The 20,632-nt window shown below is 74.3% G+C and carries 2 protein-coding genes; both read left to right on the top strand.

Annotated elements, in window-relative coordinates; all coding sequences use genetic code 11:
* On the top strand, positions 1-905 hold a 905-nt coding region (locus ACYVD5_RS12710; RefSeq protein WP_461001208.1), incomplete at its 5' end, for an acyl carrier protein.
* A gap of 426 nt (positions 906-1,331) precedes the next feature.
* On the top strand, positions 1,332-20,632 hold a 19,301-nt coding region (locus ACYVD5_RS12715), incomplete at its 3' end, for a type I polyketide synthase (RefSeq protein WP_461001209.1).

Consider the following 20,632-nt stretch of genomic DNA (forward strand, 5'->3'; position numbering starts at 1 on the left):
AGCGGCGTGGGGTGCGGGCGATGGATCCGGGGTTGGCGTTGGGGGTGTTGGGGGAGGTGTTGCGTACCAACACCGATGGCGCCGGCCCCGCCGGCGCCGCCGTGCTCGGCTCCGCAAATGGCGCGGGCTGTGGAAGCGGCGGGGCCGCGGTCGGCTCCGGTGCCGGGGGCAACGGCGGCATTACCATCGGCTCCGGAAACGACGACGCGATCAGCTCCAGTACCGGTAACGGCGTCGCCGGTTCCAGCATCACCACCGGTTCCGGTGGGTCGTGTGTGGTGGTGGCGGATGTGGATTGGGTGCGGTTCGCGGCGACGTTCGGAGCGGAGCGGGCGCGTCCGTTGATTTCGGATATTCCGGAGGTCGCCAACGCCGCCCACGACGAACCCCCGGAGGAGACCGGGCTCGCGGCCACGCTGGCGGCGCTGCCCGAATCGGAGCGGATGGAGTACCTGCTCGACCTGGTCCGCACCCGCGCCGGCGCCGTGCTCGGTTACTCCGACGATGAGGCCCTCGACCCGGAACAGCGCTTCCGCGAACTCGGGTTCGACTCGCTGACGGCGGTCGATCTGCGCAATGCCCTGACCCGCGCCACCGGTCTCACCCTCCCGACGACCGTGGTCTTCGATCACCCCACGGCTCGGGCGCTGGCCGTCTACCTGCACGGGCAGCTGCTGGACTCCGCCAGCGGCGAGACCATCCACGCCGATGTCGAGCGCCTGGAACACGTGGTCGCCACCACCGAACTCACCGACTCCGAGAAGCGGCGGATCGCCGACCGGTTGAAGCTCGTGCTGCGCGAACTCGACGGCGCCCCGCGCACCGCCGCAGCAGCCGAGGAACTGGACTCCGCGAGCGACGATGACCTGTTCGCCTTTATCGACGACCAACTCGGACGTTCCTGAAAAGGTCCGCGCACATTTGTTTGCCGGCCGGCGGCCATGGTTCGCTGTGCGGCCTTGTGTCCTGCCGGGTTGCGGGCGGTCCGGTGGAGAAAAGCGGCACCAAGGGCGGCGGGGGCCCGGGGTGGCAGCCCTGGTGCTGCGGGCGGTTGGTTGCGGCCCCGGAGGGAGGCCGCCCCTCAACCGCGGGGGTGATCGCGGTGACCCTGCAGTTATGCCGTGATCCGGCGCCGGATCACGGCATAACTGCAGGGTCGTTGCCGCACACTGCCACATCCCCCAATCCTCCCAATCCCCCCGAATCCGCCACTGCTCACATCCAGTTCTCTTCCGTACCTAGGGAAACACCTAATCCCACTGGTGAGTACCCAAAGGGTCGCGCACATACATTGCTAAGCGCTGCCGTCCTGTGAGGAAACGGAAAACTTGATGCCGAGCGAGAATGAGCAGAAGCTCCGCGACTATTTGAAGCGAGTCACGGCCGATCTCGCCGATGCCCGCGACCGGTTGCGCGAGGTCGAGGAGCAGGCGAGTGAACCCGTCGCGATCGTCGGGGCCGCGTGCCGCTTCCCAGGTGGGTGCCGCTCGCCAGAGGACTTCTGGGAACTCGTGGACAGCGGGACCGACGCCATCGGCGCCCTTCCGCGCGGCCGCGGGTGGGACCTTGATGCGCTCGCCGGCCACCAGGGCGGTTTCCTGCCCGACGCGGGGGAGTTCGACGCGGGGTTCTTCGGTATCAGCCCGCGCGAGGCGCTGGCGATGGACCCGCAGCAGCGGCTCCTGCTGGAGACCGCGTGGGAGGCCATCGAACGCGCCCGCATCGACGCCGCCCGCCTGCAGGGCTCGCAGACCGGCGTGTTCATCGGCGCGAGCCCGTCCGGCTACGGGGCCGCGGAAACCGCCGCCAACGAGGGCGCCGCGGAACACCTGCTCACCGGCGGTTCGGGCGCGGTGCTGTCCGGGCGGATCGCCTACACGCTCGGGTTGGAAGGCCCGGCGCTGACCATGGACACGGCCTGCTCCTCCTCGCTGGTTTCGCTGCACACGGCAGTGCAGGCGCTGCGCAACCGCGAGTGCACCCTGGCGCTGGCGGGCGGCGTCACGGTGATGGCGCTGCCGGTGGCGTTCGAGGAGTTCGACCGGCAGGGCGGCCTCGCCGCCGACGGCCGCTGCAAGGCGTTCGCGGACGGCGCCGACGGCACGGGGTGGGGCGAGGGCGCCGGCGTGCTCCTTGTCGAGCGGCTGTCCGACGCGCTGCGGGCGGGCCGCCCGGTGCTGGCCGTGGTGCGGGGCTCGGCCGTCAACCAGGACGGGGCCTCCAACGGGCTGACCGCACCCAACGGGGTTGCCCAGCAGCGGGTGATCCGGCAGGCGCTCGCCAACGCAGGGCTGTCGGCGTCGCAGATCGACGCGGTCGAGGCGCACGGGACCGGAACCGTGCTCGGCGACCCCATCGAGGCCGGTGCGCTGCTGTCGACCTACGGCAGGAACCGCGAACGGCCCGTATGGCTGGGCACGGTCAAGTCGAACATCGGGCACACGCAGGCCGCCGCCGGTGTCGCGGGTGTGCTCAAGATGGCGCTGGCGCTGCGCAGTGCCGCACTCCCGCAGACCCTGCACATCGGGGAGCCTTCTGCGCACATCGACTGGTCGGCGGGCAGGGTTGAGTTGCTCCGCGAGCCCCGGCCGTGGCCGCAACACGAGGAGCCGCGCAGGGCGGCGGTCTCGGCTTTCGGCGTGAGCGGCACCAACGCCCACGTCATCCTGGAGGAACCGCCCCGGCCCGCACCCGTTGCCGAGGTCGCCGAGGACGATGGCGGTCCCGGCGCCATGCTGCCGGCGGTGCCCTGGGTGCTTTCCGGCCGGACCGCGAGCGGCCTCGCCGAGCGGGCCCGGGAACTGATCGCCCACGTTACGGCGCGCCCGGACTTGGACAGCGCGGCCGTGGCCCGCTCCCTGGCGACGACGCGCTCGGCGTTCGCGCACCGGGCCGCCGTTGTCGGCGCCGACAACGGCGAACTGCTCGCCGGGCTGCGCGCGCTTGCCGAGGGCGCGGCTGCGCCGCAGGTCGTCGGGCCCGCCGTGGCGAAAACGGGCTCCGGCAAGCTCGCGATGGTGTTCTCCGGGCAGGGGGCGCAGCGGGCCGGTATGGGCGAGCGGCTGTACCGGGACGCCCCCGTCTTCGCGGCGGCGATCGACGACGTGTGCGCCCGTTTCGAACCGCATCTGGGCCGCGACCTGCGCACGCTGATGTTCGCGCCGCCGGGCGGCGACGAGGCCGGCCTGCTCGATCGGACCGAGTACACCCAGCCCGCCCTGTTCGCGTTCGAGGTCGCCCTCTTCCGGCTTTTCGAGAGCTACGGGGTGCGGCCGGACCACCTGATCGGCCACTCCATCGGCGAGGTGGCCGCCGCCCACGTCGCGGGGGTGTTCGGCCTGCCCGACGCCTGCCGCCTGGTGGCGGCCCGCGGCCGGCTGATGCAGTCGGTCGAGCGGTCGGGGGCGATGGTCTCCATCCGGGCAACGGAAGCCGACGCCGCCGCGCTGCTGCCGTCCGAGGGCGCCATCGGAATCGCGGCGGTGAACGGCCCGGCCGCGGTGGTGGTCTCCGGCGACTCCGACGCCGTGGCCGAGACCGAGCGCCGCGCGCACGACCGCGGGTACACCACCAAGCGGCTGCGGGTCAGCCACGCGTTCCACTCCGCGCACCTGGACCCGGTCCTCGACGACTTCCGAGAGGTGGCGGAGACCGTCGCCTACCTGGAGCCGCGGTTGCCCGTGGTGTCCAACGTGACCGGCGAGATCGGCGGGGAGACGCTGTGCTCGCCCGACTACTGGGTCGCGCAGCTGCGCCGGGCGGTCCGGTTCGCCGACGGGGTGCGCCGCCTGTCCGAATGCGGGGTGGGCGCATACCTCGAACTCGGGCCCGACGCGACCCTGACCGGAGCGATCGCCGAGACGCTGGACGATGCCGCGGTCAATGCGGGCGGCACGGGCGGTGCGGAGCCGGCCGTGATCCCCGCGCTGTACGCCGACCGGCCCGAGGCCATCGGGGCGGCCACCGCGCTCGCCCGGCTGTACACGGCAGGGGCGGACGTGGACTTCGACACCGTGTTCGCCGGAGCTCCGACGGTGGACCTGCCGGTCTACCCGTTCCAGCGCGAGTGGTTCTGGCTGCGCGCCCCCGAACCGGCGGCCGGCACCGGCGGCGTTGCCGGCCTCGACCCCGGCACCGGCGCCGGACTGTGGGACGCCCTGCACAGCGCGGACGCCGCGCAGTTGGCGCGCGACCTGCACGCCGACGAGGAGCAGCAGCAAGCGCTGGAAGGCGCACTGCCGCTGGTGTCGCAGTGGCTGCAGGACCGGCGCGCGCACGAAACAGTGGACCGCTGGCGCTACCACACCACCTGGCAACCGGTCGCCGACCGTGCCGCCGTGCTCGCCGGCACGTGGCTGGTGGTGGCGCCCGCAGGCGCCGACACGGCTCTCGCCGGCGTCGAGTCCGCGCTGCGCACCGCGGGCGCGACGGTGCGCACCCGCGTTGTGGATGCGGGCACGGACGGTTCCGGTCCGTCCGAGGACGATGGCGTCCGCAGCGGCCTCTCCAACGACCTCTTCAGCGGCCTCTCCGGCGAATCGTCCGGCGCCCTTTCCGGTGTCCTCTCGCTCCTTGCGCTCGGCACCGGCCACCTGCCCGAGAACCCGTCCGTGCCGACCGGGCTAGCGCTCAACACCGAGCTGGCCCGGGCCCACGCCGCCACCGACCCGGCGGCCCCCCTCTGGCTGGCCACCTGTGGCGCCACCGCCACCGGGCCGTCCGACCCGGCGCCGGATCCGGTGCAGGCGAGCACCTGGGGCCTGGGCCAAGTGCTCGGTGTGGAGAACCCGGACTCCTGGGGCGGCCTGGTCGACCTCCCGGCGCACCTGGACGAACGGGCCGGCCGCCGCCTCGCCGCCTGCCTCGCCGCCGCGGCCGAAGGGCAGGTCGCGATCCGGCCGAGCGGCACGCTCGCCCGCAGGCTCGTGCGGGCGCCGCGGGCGGCGAGTGCCACCGGCACTGCCGACACCACCGGCACCGCCGCCTGGCCGGGCGGAACGGTCCTGATCACCGGGGGTTCCGGTGCGCTCGGCGGGCACGTCGCCCGCTGGCTCGCCACCAACGGGGCGGAGCACCTGCTGCTCGTCAGCCGACGCGGCGAGGCGGCTCCGGGCGCAGCGGACCTGCGGGCCGAACTCACCGCTGCCGGAGCGGCCGTCACCTTCGCCGCCTGCGACACCGCCGACCGCTGCGCGCTCGCGGCCGTCATCGACGGGATCCCCGACCGGTTCCCGCTCACCTCCGTCATCCACACGGCCGGGGCGCTCGACGACGGCGTGGTCGCGTCGATGACACCGGACCGGCTCGCCGCGGCCCTGCGCCCCAAGGCCGAAACAGCCCGCAACCTGCACGAACTCACCCGCGACCGCGACCTGTCGGCGTTCGTGCTGTTCTCCTCGCTGGCTGCCACCATGGGTTCGGCCGGCCAGGCGAACTATGCGGCCGCCAACGCCTACCTCGACGCCCTCGCCCAGCAGCGCCGCGCCGAGGGCCGCGCCGCGACCGCGATCGCATGGGGGCCGTGGGCGGGCGGCGGAATGGCCGCCAACGACACCGTCGCCGAGCGGCTTTCGGCCGCCGGGACGCCCGCCATGCCACCCGGCCTCGCGTGCGCCGCGCTGCCGATGGCGCTCGCGGACAGCGCGGCCACCGTCCTGGTCGCCGACATCGACTGGCCCCGGTTCGCCGGGCCCGCCACCGGCCCGAAGGCGCGCGCTTTCCTCAGCACGCTGCCCGAGGCCGCGCCGCCGCCCCAGACCGCCGCCGAGCAGCCCGGCGCGGAGGCGGCGGCCTCCCGCATCGCCGACCTGCCCGCGGCCGAACGGCTCGCCGCGCTCACCGGGATCGTCCGCACCCAGGCCGCGGCCGTGCTCGGCCACGACCACCCCGACCGGGTCGACGACACGCAGACGTTCCGGGAGAACGGGTTCACCTCGCTCGCCGCGGTCGAGTTCCGCAACAGGATCAACGCGGCCACCGGGCTGCGGCTGCCGGCCACCCTGGTGTTCGACTTCCCGACCCCCGAGGAGTTGGCGCGGCACCTGCAGCACCGGCTCACCGGCGGCGCCGACACGGCTCCGGGCACCGCTGCCGCCGCGGACGCACTGCCCGCCGCGTCCGCCGCGGAGGACGGCGGCGCCATCGCCATCGTCGGAATCGGCTGCCGCTTTCCCGGCGGGGTCGCCGGACCCCAGGACTTCTGGCGGGTCATCGCCGACGGCGTCGACGCGGTCGCGCCGTTCCCCCTCGACCGCGGCTGGGACGCCGCCGACACCGACAGCGCAGCCGACTACGCCCGCGAGGGCGGGTTCCTCGCCGACGCCGCCGGTTTCGACGCGGCGTTCTTCGGGATCTCCCCGCGCGAGGCGCTGGCCATGGACCCCCAGCAGCGGCTGCTGCTGCACACGGCCTGGGAGGCGGTGGAACACGCCGGCATCGACCCGGCGGCGCTGCGCGGCCGGCGGGTGGGCGTGTTCGTGGGCACCAACGGCCAGGACTACCCCGCGTTGCTGGCGCGGGCAGAGGACGACCTCGGCGGCCACACCGGAACCGGCAACGCGGCCAGCGTCGCCTCCGGGCGGATCGCCTACGCGCTCGGCCTGCAAGGGCCGGCGCTCACCGTCGACACCGCCTGCTCGGCGTCGCTGGTAGCCCTGCACCTGGCCGCCGAGGCGCTGCGCCGGGGCGAGTGCACGCTCGCGCTCACCGGTGGGGCGACCGTGATGTCGACGCCGTCCGCGTTCGCCGAGTTCGCCCGCCAAGGCGGCTTGGCGGCGGACGGCCGGTGCAAGCCGTTCGCCGCCGCGGCCGACGGGACCGGCTGGGGCGAAGGCGTCGGGGTGCTCGCCGTGGAGCGCCTCGCCGACGCGCACCGCAACGGCCACCGGGTCCTCGCGGTCGTGCGCGGCAGCGCCGTCAACTCCGACGGCGCCAGCAACGGCCTGACCGCACCCAACGGCCCGGCCCAGCAGCGGGTCATCACCGACGCCCTGCGCAGCGGTGGGCTTTCCCCCGCCGACGTGGACGTGGTCGAGGCGCACGGCACCGGGACCTCGCTGGGCGACCCGATCGAGGCCCAAGCGCTCCTGGACACCTACGGGCGCGACCGCGCCGCCGAGCGGCCGCTGCTGATCGGTTCGGTGAAGTCGAACATCGGCCACACCCAGGCCGCCGCCGGGGTCGCCGGCGTCATCAAGATGGTGCTGGCGGCCGGGGCCGGAGTCGCGCCCCGCAGCCTGCACGTCGACACGCCCACCCCGCATGTCGACTGGAGCACCGGCGCGGTCCGCGTGCTGGCCGACCACCGGCCCTGGCCGGACCGCGGCGGTGTGCGGCGGGCCGGCGTCTCGGCGTTCGGTGTTAGCGGGACCAACGCCCACGTGATCCTGGAGAGCCCGCCGCCGCGGCCCGGCGCCGAAACCGGGCAGCCCGCGACCGACCAGCCCGAGCACCCGGCCGGCGTCCCTGACGACCCCGACGCCCCGGCCGTCTGGGTGCTGTCGGGACGCAGCGAAACCGCGCTGCAGGAGCAGGCCCAGCGGTTGCTGCCCGTCGCCGAGCACCTGCCCACCCGCGACCTCGCCCTGTCGCTGGCCACCACCCGCACTGCCTTCGAGCAGCGCGCCGCGGTCGTCGGCCGCGACCGCGCCGAGCTGCTCGCCGGGTTGCGCGCGGTGGCCGGCGGCGGCTCCGGGGCGCTGCGCGCAACGGCGCGCCCCGGCCGCACGGCGTTCCTGTTCCCCGGGCAGGGCGCCCAGCGCCCGGGGATGGGCCTGGGCCTGTACCGGGCCTCCGGCGCGTTCGCCGCGGCGATGGACGAGGTCTGCGCCCACCTGGACCCGCACCTGGACCGGGCACTGCACGACGTGCTCGGCACCGAACTCGTGCACCGCACCGAGTACACCCAGCCGGCGCTGTTCGCGGTCGAGGTCGCGCTGTTCCGGCTGCTGGAGCGGTTGGGCGTGCACCCGGACGTCCTGGTCGGCCACTCCATCGGCGAGATCACCGCCGCCCACGTCGCCGGAGTCCTGGACCTGGCCGGCGCCGCCGAACTGGTCGCCGCGCGGGGCCGCCTCATGCAGGCTCTGCCCGGCGGTGGGGCAATGGTGTCGGTCCGGGCCGCCGAGGCCGAGGTGCTGCCGTTGCTCGACGGGACGGCCGTGGAGCTGGCCGCGGTCAACGGACCGGGCTCGCTGGTGCTGTCCGGCCCGGACGAACAGGTGCAAGAACTCGCCGAGCGGCTGTCGGCGGCCGGGCACCGCACCCGCGAGCTGCGCGTCAGCCACGCGTTCCATTCGGGCCTGATGGAACCGATGCTCGCCGACTTCGAGCGGGTGTTGCAGCGACTGGACTTCGCCGCACCGCGCATCCCCATCATCTCCAACCGCACGGGCGCGGAGCTCGGCGCCGACCAGGTGTGCTCGCCCGCCTACTGGGCCGAGCAGGCGCGCCGCACGGTCCGGTTCGGCGACGGCCTCACCCGCGCCGCCGAACGCGGCGCCACCCGCTTTGTGGAAGCGGGCCCCGGCGGTGCGCTCAGCGCCATGGTCCACGAGTGCCTGCCCGCCGCCGAGGACACCCCCGCCGCCGTCGCGGTCCCCGCCCTCCGCGGCGACGATGAGGCCGCCGCCCTGCGCACGGCGCTGGCCACGCTGCACGTCCACGGCGCAGCACCGGACTGGTCCGCGGTGTTCGACACGGCGAGCACGGTCGCCCTGCCCACCTACCCGTTCCAAACCCAGCGGTACTGGCCGCGGCTGCGCCCCACCGCCCGAGCCGGCCGCGGCCTGGGCCACCGCGCCGCGTGGACCCCGGTGGACGGCGGTGCGGCAGCCGCGTTGGAGGGCCGCTGGCTGCTGTTGGCACCCTCTGAGCACCCCCTGGCCGCGGCGGTCGCCGAAGGCCTCGCCGCGCGCGGCGCCGAGATCCTGCACGCACCGCCACCGGCCGGCGACGCAACCTCCGGCGGCCCGTCCGGGGAACACGCACTCGCCGGAGTGCTGTGCCTGCCCGGCACCGGAACCGAGCACGACCCCGGCAGCGGCGGCGCTGTGCCGCAGTGCCTCGGCGACCTCACCGCCGTACTGCGGCGGCTCGACGATGCGGGCATCGCAGCACCGCTGTGGTGCCTCACCCAGGGCGCGGTCACCACCCGCCGAGCCGACACACCCCCTGACCCCGCCCAGGCTTCGGTTTGGGGCCTGGGCCGGGTCGCCGCGCTCGAACGCGGGCCCGGCTGGGGCGGGCTCGTCGACCTGCCCGGCGCCGTCGACGACCGAGCACTCGACGACCTCGCCGCCGCCCTAACCGGCGCCGACGACCAGGTCGCCATCCGCGCCGCCGGCCGCTTCGGCCGCCGGATCACACCCGCGGACCTGCCGGCCGGCGGCTTCTGGCACGCGCGCGGCACCGCGCTGGTCACCGGCGGAACCGGCGGGCTCGGCGGGCACGTGGCGCGGTGGCTCGCCGAAAACGGCGCGGAACACGTCGTACTCGCCAGCCGCAGCGGCAGCGCCGCGCCCGGCGCCGCCGACCTCGCCGCCGAACTCGGCCGACTCGGCACCCGGGTGACCATCGCCGAATGCGACGTCGCCGACCGGTCCGCAGTCTCCGAACTGGTCACCGGGCTGGTCGCCGCCGGCGATGTGATCCGCAGCGTCTTCCACACCGCCGGAACCGTCGCCGACACGCCCCTTGCCGAGCTGACCGGCGACGGGCTCGCCGCCGCACTGGCGGCGAAGGCCGCCGGCGCCGCCCACCTCGACGCGCTGGTCGACGACGACCCCCTCGACGCGTTCGTGCTGTTCTCCTCGGTGGCCGGCACCTGGGGCAGCGGCGGGCAGGGCGCCTACGCCGCCGCCAACGCTTACCTCGACGGGCTGGCCGAACGCCGCAGCGCGCGGGGAGCGGCGGCCACCTCGGTGGCCTGGGGCCCCTGGGCGCAGTCCGGCATGGCCACCCGCGAAGGCGCCGCGCACCGGCTCGAACGGCACGGGCTGCGGCTGCTGCAACCTGCCGCGGCGCTGGACGCCTTGGGTGCGGCGTTGAACTCCGGCCTGGCCGCCGTGGCGGTGGCCGACGTCGACTGGGCCCGGTTCGTGCCCACGTTCACCGTGTCGCGGCCGAGCCCGCTGCTGGCCGGCTTGGCTGCCGCCGCCGAATCGCCCGCCGGCCCCGTCCCGGCCGCTGTCGGCACCGGACCCGGCGGGTCCGGCCCCACCCCCTTGCACGCCGAGCTCGCCGCCCTGCCCGGCAGCCGGCGCCGGCGCCGGCTGCTCGACCTGATCCGCCGCGAAGCCGCCGCGGTCCTGGGCCATTCCGGCACCGGCGCCGTGCAGGCCGACAGCGAATTCAACGGGCTGGGATTCGACTCGCTGACAGCGGTGGAGTTCCGTGCTGCACTCGTCCGCGAGACCGGCGCGGACCTGCCGGTCGGCGTGGTGTTCGATTTCCCCACACCGGCCGCCCTCGCCGACCACGTCGCCGCCCGGATGTTCGGTGCGGAGGCGGACGCGGACCTGCCGGCCGCCGCCGCTGCGCCGGCGGAGCGCGAGCCGATCGCCATCGTCGGCATGGCGTGCCGCTTCCCCGGCGGGGTCGACTCGCCCGAGCGGCTGTGGGACCTGGTGGCCGAAGGCACCGACGCCATCGGCGCGTTCCCCGCGGACCGCGGCCCGGACTGGCAGCGGGTCTGCGACCCCGACCGCGCCGCGGCGGGCACGGGCACCTCCCACACCGGCGAAGGCGGTTTCCTGTACGACGCCGGCGAATTCGACGCGCCCTTCTTCGGGATGAGCCCGCGCGAGGCGCTGGCCACCGACCCGCAGCAGCGCCTCATCCTGGAGAGCGCGTGGGAGGCGGTCGAGCGGGCCGGTATCGCGCCCGGATCGCTGCGCGGCACCGACACCGCCGTGTTCGTCGGCGCCGGGGCATCCGGTTACGGCGCCGGCGCCACCGAGGTGCCCGAAGGCGCCGAGGGCTACCTGATGACCGGCGGCGCCGGCAGCGTCCTATCCGGCCGGGTCGCCTACACGCTGGGGCTGGAGGGTTCCGCGGTCACCGTCGACACGGCCTGCTCGTCGTCGCTGGTGGCGCTGCACTGGGCCTGCCGCGAACTCGCCTCCGGCGACGCGTCGCTGGCGCTGGCCGGCGGCGTCACCGTCATGGCCACCCCGGGCGCGTTCGTCGAGTTCTCCCGCCAGGGCGGGCTCGCCGCCGACGGCCGCTGCAAGCCGTTCGCCGCCGCGGCCGACGGTACCGGCTGGTCCGAGGGCGTGGGCATGCTCCTGGTCGAACGGCTTTCGGACGCGCGGCGCCGGGGTCATCCGGTCCTGGCCGTGGTGCGGGGTTCGGCGGTGAACCAGGACGGCGCCTCCAATGGGCTGACCGCGCCGAACGGGCCGTCGCAGCAGCGGGTGATCGCGCGTGCACTGGCCGATGCGGGCGTAACGGCCGCCGAGGTCGATGCGGTCGAGGCGCATGGCACCGGGACCTCACTGGGCGACCCGATCGAGGCCCAAGCGCTGCTGGATGCCTATGGGCCCGGCAGGCCGGCCGAGCGCCCGCTGTGGCTGGGCTCGGTGAAGGCGAACATCGGCCACACTCAGGCCGCCGCCGGCGTGGCCGGGGTGATCAAAACGGTCCAGGCGATGCGCCACGGAATCCTGCCCGAAAGCCTGCACATCGACGAGCCCAGCCAGCACGTGGCCTGGGGTACCGTCCGGCTGCTCGACCGGCCGCGGGACTGGCCCGAAACCGCGGGACCGCGCCGGGCCGGCGTTTCCGCGTTCGGCGTGAGCGGCACGAACGCCCACGTCATCGTGGAAAGCGCCCCCGAACCCCCGGATCCCGAACCGGAATCCGGGCCCGAACCGGAATCCGCGCAAACCCCTGTGCCCGCGTCCGAACCCGCCGAGCGCGCCCCGGCCCCGCTGATCACCGTTGTGTCGGGACGCAGCACCGGCGCACTGCGCGCCAACGCCGCCCGCCTGGGCGCGGTCCTCGACACACCGCAACCCCCCACCGCCGCCGACCTCGCATGGTCGGCCGCCACCACCCGCAACGGCTTCGAACACCGCGCCGCCGTGCTCGCCGACACCCGCGAGGACGTGCGCGAAGGGCTGCGCGCGATCGCGGAGGCGGCCCCACACCCGCGGGTCGTCACCGGTGAGGCCGACGCCCGCACGGTCGCCTTCGCGTTCTCCGGGCAGGGCGCCCAGCAGCCGGGCATGGGAGCGCAGCTGTACCGGACCCACCCTGCCTTCGCCGCCGCCTTCGACGACGTGTGCGCGGCCTTCGCCGACCACCTGGACCGCCCGCTGCGCGACGTGATCGCACAAGGCGGCGACACGCTCCAGCAGACCCGCTACACCCAGCCCGCCCTGTTCGCCGTCGAAACCGCGCTGTACCGGCTGCTCTACGGGTGGGGGCTGCGCCCGGACTTCCTCTGCGGCCACTCCATCGGCGAGTTGGCGGCGGCCCACGCCGCCGGGGTGCTCGACCTCGCCGACGCCGCCGCCCTTGTCGCCGCACGCGGCAGGCTCATGCAGCGGCTGCCGGCCGGCGGAGCGATGACCGCCCTCCAAGCCGACCCGCACGAAGTCGAACCGCTGCTCGGCGACCGGGTGGACATCGCGGCCGTCAACGGGCCCCGCGCCGTCGTGGTCTCCGGCGACGGCGACGCGGTGCGGGCGGTCGCCGAACAGGTGGCCGGCTGGGGCCGCAAAACCCAGCGCCTGCGGGTCAGCCACGCGTTCCACTCGCCGCTGATGGAACCCGTGCTGGCCGAACTCGGCGAGGTCGCCGCAGGGCTGCGCTTCTGCGCCCCGCAGGTGCCGATCATCTCCAACACCACCGGCGACGTGGCCACCACCGAACAACTGTGCTCGCCCGAGTACTGGGTGCGCCACGTGCGCGAAACCGTCCGGTTCGCCGATGGGGTGCGCAGCCTGCGCCGCGAAGGCGCCGACACGTTCGTGGAGATCGGCCCGGACGCCGTGCTCGCCGCCATGATCGGCGACATCACCGACGACGACCCCGCATGCGGCCAAGTACTGGTAGCCCCGGCACTGCGGCGGGACCGCGACGAGCACGCGGCCCTCGCGCACACGGTCGCGCGGCTGCACACCGCCGGCGCGCCCGTCGACTGGGCGGCGGTGCTCGCGGGCAGCCCGGCGCGGCGGGTCGACCTGCCCACTTACGCTTTCCAACGCAAGAGGTACTGGCTCAGCTCCGGCACCGCCCCCGCCGGCGTCGGCGGCACCGGCGGCGGAGACACCCGCCATCAGCTCCTGCCCACCGCGGTGCCCCTCGCGGGCGACGGCGGGGCAGTGCTCACCAACCGCCTGTCCCTCCACACCCACCCGTGGCTGGCCGGCCATGCGGTATCGGGCCGGACCATCTTCCCCGGCGCGGCGTTCCTCGAACTCGCGGTCACCGCCGGCGACCACGTGGGCGCGCCGCTGATCGAGGAACTGGTGCTGGAGAACCCGCTGGCCATCGACGGCGAGGTCGAACTCCAGGCCGCCGTCAGCGGACCCGACAGCGCGGGCGCGCACACCCTGGAAATCTTCTCCCGCCCCACGGCCACGGCCACCGCCGCCTGGACCCGCAACGCAAGCGCGGTGCTGCGCGCAGCACCGCGCGACCCGGAAAACCCGGATCAACCGGACGCCCCGGGTTACTCGCTCGCCCAATGGCCGCCCGCCGGAGCCCGCCCCCTCGACACCACCGGCGTCTACGAGCGCTTCGCCGAGCGCGGCCTGGCCTACGGCGCCCCGTTCCAGGGGCTGCGCCGGGTGTGGCAGGTCGGCGGCGAGCTCTGCGCCGAGGTCGCGCTGCCCGCCGAAGCCGAAGACACCGCCGGATTCGGCCTGCACCCCGCACTGCTCGACGCCGCCCTGCACACCCTGGAATTCTCCGGAAACGGCGGCGAGCAGCGCCAACGCAAGCTCCCCTACGCGTGGAACGGCGCGGCCCTGCACGCCACCGGCGCCACCGAACTGCGGGTCCGCCTGGCACCCACCGGCCGCCCCGACTCCTACCGCGTCCACGCCGCCGACGTGCGCGGCGAACCCGTCTTCTCCGCCGAATCGCTGGTGCTGCGCGCCGCCCCCGAACAGACCGACCCCACCGACCAGCTCGACCAGACCGCACAACCGGCGCAGCCCGCGCCCGGCGGCGGCGAAACCGCGGTACCCGCAGCACGCCCCGCCCGCCGCAGGGCCGCCGCCACCGCGGCACCCGGAACTGCACCGGACCTCGGCGAACGCATCGCCGGACGCGACACACCCGAGCAGGAGGAAATCCTGCTCAACACCGTGCTCGACCAGGTCGCCGCCGTACTCGGGTTCGACGGCGCCAACGAGGTACCGGCCAAACGCGCCTTCACCGACCTCGGAATCACCTCGCTCACCGCGGTCGAGCTGCGCAACGCCCTCAACACCGCCACCGGCCTCCGGCTGCCCGCCACACTCGTCTTCGACCACCCCAACCCGGTGGTCCTCGCCCGCCACCTCCGCGCCGAACTGGCCGGCGAGAGCACCGCCGCCGCAGCACCCGCACCCACCGAAGCGCAGGCCGACGACCCGATCGTGATCGTCGGCATGGCCTGCCGCTACCCCGGCGGCATCAACTCGCCCGCCCAACTGTGGGACCTGGTATCCGCGGAGACCGACGCGATCGCCCCCCTGCCCAGCAACCGGGGCTGGGACCTGGAAAACCTTTACGACCCCGACCCCGACGCCCCCGGCAAGTGCTACGCCCGCGAAGGCGGGTTCCTGCACAGCGCAGGCCACTTCGACCCCGCCTTCTTCGGGATCTCCCCGCGCGAAGCGGTCGCGATGGACCCCCAGCAGCGGCTCCTGCTCGAAACCTCCTGGGAAGGACTGGAACACGCCGGCATCGACCCCGACACACTGCACGGCACCCCCACCGGGGTTTTCGCCGGCGTGACCTACCAGGACTACTCGACCGCCCTGCTGGCATCGCCGGACAGCTCCGAAGGCATGCTCGGAACCGGCAACTCGCCCAGCGTGCTCTCCGGCCGGATCTCCTACACCCTGGGCCTGGAAGGACCCGCCGTCACGGTCGACACGGCCTGCTCGTCGTCGCTGGTGGCGCTGCACTGGGCCTGCCACTCGCTGCGCCGGCAGGACTGCTCGCTCGCCCTGGCCGGCGGGGTAACGGTCATGGCGACCCCTGGAAGCCTCATCGAGTTCAGCCGCCAACGCGCGCTCGCCGCCGACGGGCGCAGCAAAGCGTTCTCGGCCGACGCCGACGGCGCCAGCTGGGGCGAAGGCGCGGGCATGCTCGTACTCGAACGCCTCTCGGATGCGCGGCGGTTGGGCCATCCGGTCCTGGCTGTGATCCGCGGGTCCGCGGTGAACCAGGACGGGGCCTCCAACGGGCTGACCGCGCCGAACGGTCCCGCACAGCAGCGGGTGATCCGGCAGGCGCTGGCCGGGGCCGGGGTATCGGCCGCCGAGGTCGATGCGGTCGAAGCCCACGGCACCGGGACGTCGCTGGGCGATCCGATCGAGGCCCAGGCGCTGCTGGCGACCTATGGGGCGGACCGGCCCGGCGACGACCCGTTGTGGTTGGGGTCGGTCAAGTCCAACATCGGCCACTCCCAGGCGGCCGCTGGGGTGGCGGGGGTGATCAAGATGGTGGAGGCGATGCGGCACGGCCGGTTGCCGAAGACCCTGCATGCCGAGGTGCCGTCGCCGCACGTGGATTGGTCGGCGGGAGCCGTGCGGCTGCTGAGCGAATCGCGGCCGTGGGAGCGCAACGGCCGCCCGCGCAGGGCGGGGGTGTCCTCATTCGGCATGAGCGGCACCAATGCCCACGTCCTCGTCGAACAACCACCGGACACAGCACCCGAGCCCGAACGGCCCCAACCCGAGCACAAGCCCCGCCCCCACCTGCTGTCCGCACGCTCCCACGCCGCCCTGCGCGCCAAAGCCGCCCAACTGCGCACCGCCATCGACACCACCGACCCCGACGACCTCGCCTACTCACTGGCCACCACCCGCAGCCACTTCGAACACCGCGCAGTGGTCATCGGCGCCGACCGGCAAGAGACCCAACGCGGCGCACAGGCACTGGCCGTCGGCGACCCCGCCGACGAAGCCGTCACCGGAACCGCCGACCTCAACGGCAAAACCGTGTTCGTCTTCCCCGGACAGGGCGCCCAATGGACGGGGATGGCCGCCGAACTGATGGCGGCCGAACCCGTGTTCGCCGACAGCATCCGCGCCTGCGCCGACGCCCTCGCACCCCACATCGACTGGCCGCTGTGCGACGTGCTCACCGGGGCCGGCAACGTCCCCGACCCGGACCGGGCCGACATCGTCCAACCGGCCCTGTTCGCAGTGCTGGTCTCGCTGGCCGAACTCTGGCGGTCCTACGGCGTGCGGCCCGCAGCGGTACTCGGCCACTCCCAAGGCGAGATCGCGGCCGCCTGCGTAGCGGGGGCACTGTCCCTGGACGACGCCGCCCGCGTGGTCGCCCTGCGCAGCAAGACCCTGGCCGCCCTCGCCGGACGCGGCGGTATGGTCTCGGTGTCCCAGAACGCCGGCACGGTCCGCGACCTGCTGGCCGGCTGGGACGGCCGCCTCGCCCTCGCCGCCGTCAACGGCCCCGGAACCGCCGTGGTCTCCGGCGACGCGGCCGCCCTGGACGAACTCATCGCGCACTGCGACACCGCCGGCGTGCGCACCCGCCGGATCCCCGTCGACTACGCCTCCCACTCCGCGCACGTCGAGGACATCCGCGCGGAGCTGGCCGACGTGCTCGCCGGCCTGGCACCAGCAATCGGCGACGTGCCGTTCTACTCCGCAACCGACGGCCGCTGGCTGGACACTACCGAACTCGACGGCGACTACTGGTACCGCAACCTGCGCAGCACCGTGCACTTTGAAGACGCCACCCGCGCCCTGCTCGCCGAAGGCTACGACGTGTTCGTCGAACTCGGCGGGCGCCCGGTCCTGGGCATGGCGATCCAAGAAACGATCGACGACTCCGCCCTGGACACCGAACCCGCCGTCATCGCATCCTTGCGCCGCGACGACGGATCGCAGCGGCGTTTCCTACACTCCCTGGCCGAAGCCTACGTACGCGGCGCGCGCGTCGACTTCGCCCCGGCACTGTCCGGACGGGCGGTCGAACTGGCCACCTACCCCTTCCAGGAAACGCACTACTGGCCGCGCCCCGTACCCCGGCCGGCGGTCTCCGCCCGCGGCGGTGACGCGGTCTCGGACAAGTTCTGGAGCCTCGTCGAGGACACCGGCGACGGCGAACTCCCCGAACAGCTCGGGATCAGCGCGCAGACACCGCTGGGCGAGGCCCTGCCCGCGCTTGCCTCGTGGCGCCGCCGCCAGGAGGAACGCGAAACGGTCGACGGGCTGCGTTACCGCATCAGGTGGCAGCCGGTACCCGAACAGCACACCCGCCCGCAGGGCACCTGGTTGATCGCCGTCCCCGCCGCACTGCACGAAGACCCCTGGGCCACCGCCGCCGCCGACGCGCTGCGCAGCGCCGGGACCGCCGTCGAAACGGTCCCGATCGACGACGCGGCCGACCGCACCACCCTCGCCGAACACCTCGGCACCCGCACCTTCACCGGCATCCTCTCCCTCCTGGCCCTGGACGAACGGCCCCACCCGCAGCAGCCCGACCTGCCCGCCGGAACGGTCGCGACCCTGGCCCTGGTACAGGCCCTCGACGACGCCGCCGCCCCCGCCCCCCTGTGGTGCGCGACCCGCCAAGGCATGGCCGCCACCCCCTCCGACGGCGGAGCGGGCATCGCCGCCGGCCTCTGCTGGGGCTTCGGCCGGGTCGTCGCACTGGAAAACCCGGGCCGCTGGGGCGGGCTCGTGGACCTGCCCGCCGAACTCGACGAGCGCGCCGGCGCGCGGCTCGCGGGCGTGCTCGCACGCGGCGACGGCGAGGACCAGCTGTGCATCCGCCCGGCCGGAGTGTTCGCCCGCCGGCTGGTGCGCGCAGCCGGCACCGCCGAAACCCCGCAGGCCCTGCGGCCCACCGGCACAACGCTCATCACCGGCGGAACCGGCGCACTGGGCGCACAGATCGCACGCAGGCTCGCCGGCGCAGGCGCCGAACACCTCCTGCTGCTCAGCCGCCGCGGAAACGACGCCGCCGGCGCCGCGGAGCTCACCGCGGAACTGACCGCCCTCGGCGCCCGCGTCACGGTCGCCGCCTGCGACGCGGCCGACCGCGGGTCGCTGGCCCGGGTGCTCGCCGAAATCCCCGAGGACGAGCCGGTACGCGCGGTCGTCCACGCAGCGGGAACCCTCAACGACGGCGTGGTGAATGCCCTCACCCCCGAACAGTTCGCCGCCGTCGTCCGGCCGAAGGCCACCGCGGCGTGGAACCTGCACGAACTGACCGGCGACCTCGACGCGTTCGTCATGTTCTCTTCGACCGCAGGGGTCTGGGGCGGACCGGGACAGGCGAACTACGCCGCGGCGAACGCGGCCTTGGACGCGCTGGCCGAACACCGCGCCGCCGCAGGCCTCGCCGCGACCTCGATCGCATGGGGGCCGTGGGACGAGGAGGGCATGGCCACCGACGCGAGCGTGGCCGAACGCCAACGCCGCGGCGGCATCAGCCCGCTGGCGCCCGAACGCGCGATCGACGTGCTGTTCCAGGCGGTCGAAGCGGGCGAGACCACGCTGACCGTCGCCGGGGTGGACTGGCCGACCTACGCACCCGCTTTCACAACGGCCCGCCCCAGCCGGCTGCTCGCCGAACTCCCGGAAGCGGCCGCGGCCATCGACGCTGCAGCCGCCAACCGGCCGGCCTCCGACGTCTCCGGCCGCTGGCAGCGCATCACCGAACTACCCGGCGCCGAACGGGAACGCGCAGTGCTCGACCTGGTCAAAGAGGAGGCGGCAGCGGTACTCGGCTACGACGGCGCCGACGCGATCGAAGCGAAGCGGGCGTTCTCCGACCTCGGGTTCGACTCCCTCTCCGCCATCGACTTCCGCAACCGGCTCACAACCGCGACGGGCCTGCGCCTGCCGAGCACACTCATCTTCGACCACCCCACCGCGGCCGCCCTGGCGCGCCACCTGCGTTCCTACCTCGGCGACGAGCAGCAGCAGCCGCAGAGCCCGCCCGCGACCACCGCAGGCACGCCCGGCACCGCCGACGAGCCGGTCGCGATCGTGGGCATCGCCTGCCGGTTCCCCGGCGGCGTGCGCTCCGCCGAGCAACTGTGGGATCTCGTCCAAACCGGAACCGACGCCGTCGGCCCTCTGCCCACCGACCGCGGTTGGCCACTGGACGACCTCGTCGCTACCGGCGCCGACACCGACAACGGCGCTGGCACCGGCGCAGCGGGCACGACCTACGCCCGCGAGGGCGGATTCCTTTCGGGCGTGGCGGAGTTCGACGCGGAGTTCTTCGGGATCACGCCGCGCGAGGCGCTGGCGATGGATCCGCAGCAGCGGCTGGTGCTGGAGTGCTCGTGGGAGGCGCTGGAGCACGCGGGCATCGACCCGACCTCGGTACGCGGGAGCGACACGGGCGTCTACCTGGGCACCAACGGCCAGGACTACACCTCGTTGCTGACCGGATCCGACGAGAACACCGAGGGCTACCTCATGACCGGGAACGCGGCGTCGGTCCTCTCCGGCCGCGTGTCCTATGTCCTGGGCATGGAGGGGCCCGCGGTTTCGGTGGATACGGCGTGTTCGTCGTCGCTGGTGGCGCTGCATTGGGCGGTGCAGGCGCTGCGGCGCGGCGAATGCTCGCTTGCCTTGGCGGGCGGGGTGACCGTGATGTCGACCCCCGGATCGTTCGTGGAGTTCGCCCGCCAGGGCGGGTTGGCGCCCGACGGCCGCTGCAAGGCGTTCGCGGAAGGCGCGGACGGCACCGGCTGGTCGGAAGGCGCCGGGGTGCTGGTCGTCGAACGGGTCTCCGACGCCGAACGCCGCGGTCACCCGGTGTTGGCGGTGGTGCGGGGTTCGGCCATCAACCAGGATGGGGCGTCGAACGGGTTGACGGCGCCGAACGGGCCGTCGCAGCGGCGGGTGATCGCGCGGGCGTTGGCGGATGCGGGTGTGTCGGCCGCGGAGGTCGATGCGGTCGAAGCCCATGGCACCGGGACGTCGCTGGGCGATCCGATCGAGGCCCAGGCGCTGCTGGCGACCTATGGGGCGGACCGTTCGCCGGATGCCCCGTTGTGGTTGGGGTCGATCAAATCGAACATCGGGCATACGCAGGCGGCCGCCGGGGTGGCCGGTGTGATCAAGATGGTGGAGGCGATGCGGCACGGCCGGTTGCCGAAGACCCTGCATGCGGAGGTGCCATCGCCGCACGTGGATTGGTCCGCCGGCGCGGTGGAGGTGCTGTCCGAGCCGCGGGTGTGGGAGTGCAATGGTCGTCCGCGGCGGGCGGGGGTGTCGTCGTTCGGGATCAGCGGCACCAACGCCCACGTGGTGCTGGAACAGGGCGTGGAATCGCCGGTGTCGGCAGAGTCGGCTGGCGCCCCGTGTGATGGTCCGGTGCCGTTGGTGGTGTCGGCGCGGGATGGTGCGGGGTTGGCTGCGCAGGCGGCGCAGTTGGGTGAGCCCGGGGGGCCGGTGGCGGAGCTGCCGGTGGTGGATGT

The sequence above is a fragment of the Streptomonospora sediminis genome, from assembly GCF_054778995.1.